A 2,082-nucleotide genomic window follows, 5' to 3' on the forward strand; every position below is an offset into this window, starting at 1 on the left:
TGATGTGGTGCGCACCGCCCATGTATGCTTGCGTTCAGCGTGCAATAAGCCAAACAAGACGAACTTCGAACTCGGACTTCTAAATGCTTATTCCTTCGAATACGACGCTTTTTGCTCTGCTGGTTGGCTCGGGGGTTGTAGCTGCGCTGATCACTCAGATCGCAACATTTCTACTTTCTAAATTGCAACGAACTCGACAGGGGCGTTACATCGCATTGAGAAGTGCGCTCGCGATCGAAGAGTTCGGCTCAGACTGTTTGGTCGTTATATACGAGATTGAGGGTTATGAAGAGGATGAGTCGTGGGGCAAGCAGCATGTCACCCTTCCGAGGTTGACGAGTTTCCCCGAGGATGATGAGGGGTGGAGGGCGCTCCCGCCAACCCTTGCTCATCGCCTGCTATCGTTTGCTCCGAAAATCCGTAACGAACAGCGCAACATAGATTTCTACTGGCAAAACACGGAGCCAGATGATGCCACCACAGCTTGTAGCAAGGCGGCATTGGCGCTGGGCTGCGACGCTGATCTTTTGGGACGCGACATCCGCCAAGAAATGAAGCTGCCGTCTCGTGATGCCGCATGGAATTGGGGGCGGCGGTTGCAAGATTTGCGTCAAAAAAGTTACAGAGACGAAGAGTAGCGTGCCCCTTCAATCAATCCTGTCGGCTGTGACAGTGAGGAAAGATCAACCTCCCGGAACGAGAGTCGAAAAACGGCCTCTTGGAGCGCTTCAACACGATAGCCGCTACCGTAGTTCTCGTGGACGGCGGTGCGGGACGAACCGGTCGTCCAACCGCCCAGCAACAAGGCAATGTCGTGGTCGATCCGTGCCGCGCGTAGCTCGTCCCTGAAGTTGTGTCGAAACGAGTGGAACGAAGTGCGGCTCCGCTGCGCGCCGCACGCGCGGAGGAACTGGGTGAACCATTTGCTGAAAGCGACCGGGCGCGAACCCGTTGATCCCGTCTCGATATCGTCGAACAGCTTCTTCTCCCCCGCCCTTCGCTTCGCCTCGGCGAAGTGAAGCAGCCCACAGTCGATGAGCGTCGGGTGGACAGGAATGAGCCGGTCGCTCGCGGTAGTCTTCAACTGCTTATCGGTCGTCCCGTTCAGTGAGCGCAGGCTCACCACGACACAATCGACGCCATCGACGGTGCGGATATCGGTGGCATCAAGCTGGCAGATTTCACCCAATCGTGCGCCGGTGAACAGCGCGATGAGCGGCACCCAGAATCGCGCGTTGCGTGGTCGGTGATCCCCAACTTTGTTGTAGCCGCGCCCGCCATCGACGCAGCCGCGATAGAGCGGCGCATTGAAGATCGCATGAAGCTGGTCCCGGTCGAACGGTACGCGCTTGTCCCGCTTGTTGATAGGGTCGGGCAGACGCAATCCCCTTGCCGGGTTCCGGGCGAGCAGTTCCTCATTGACCGCCCAGTTGAGGAAGCTGCTCATATTGGACATCAGGGAGTTGGCATTTGCCGCGCTTATTACCTTGATGTCGCCGCGCAGGCGGGCGCGATCTGCGGCCTCGCGCGGCGAGAGCTTCGGAAACAATTTCCCCGCGTTTGCGGGGAGGAAGCGCAGCACATCCAGCATATTGCGGCAGTGCGCGCGCGAGATCGACGCGACGGGAACGGCCTCACCGATCACCGCGATGGCGAGCTTCCTACTCGTCTCATACGCCTCCCGCGTGTTGGCGGTCCAAGCGCGCGTCGGATCGTCGATGTAGCTGCGATATGCCTCGGCGAGCGTGAGCGGGCTATCAGCCTCAATGCTTGCGGCGAGCGGAAGCGCGATCGGGGTTGGGATCGGGCGCTCGACAGGATCGTCCTTCGACGGTTCAATGAGCATCGCATCGACAGGCAGGCCCGCCATCGCGCGGGCGTGCTCGATCTCCATTTCGATCCGGGCGACGACTCCCGGCAATCGACGCAGCGCGACCGAAAGGCTGTCCGTCCGAAGCGAGCGCCAGATTTCGAGCCGGTTCAGCAGTCGCTGAGTGTCCACGGGCACAGTATGCCGATAGTAGAGTTTTTGCCCCCGTCGAAGCACACCACGGGGCAAATCCCGTAGCAACTTACCGTAGC

At 59.4% G+C, this 2,082-nt stretch carries 2 protein-coding genes; one reads left to right on the forward strand and one right to left on the reverse strand.

Annotation, left to right across the window (positions count from 1 at the left end):
• Positions 1 to 83: 83 nt before the first annotated feature.
• On the forward strand, positions 84 to 638 hold the full coding sequence (locus GV044_RS20350; protein WP_159874304.1) for a hypothetical protein: 555 nt from the start codon (positions 84 to 86) through the stop codon (positions 636 to 638).
• Here GV044_RS20350 and GV044_RS20355 read toward each other — a convergent pair.
• On the reverse strand, positions 620 to 2,082 hold a 1,463-nt coding region (locus tag GV044_RS20355), incomplete at its 5' end, for a DUF6538 domain-containing protein (protein WP_236555143.1). The genes GV044_RS20350 and GV044_RS20355 overlap by 19 nt on opposite strands.

Source organism: Novosphingobium sp. 9U, assembly GCF_902506425.1.
In the GTDB taxonomy this organism is placed as follows: Bacteria; Pseudomonadota; Alphaproteobacteria; order Sphingomonadales; family Sphingomonadaceae; genus Novosphingobium.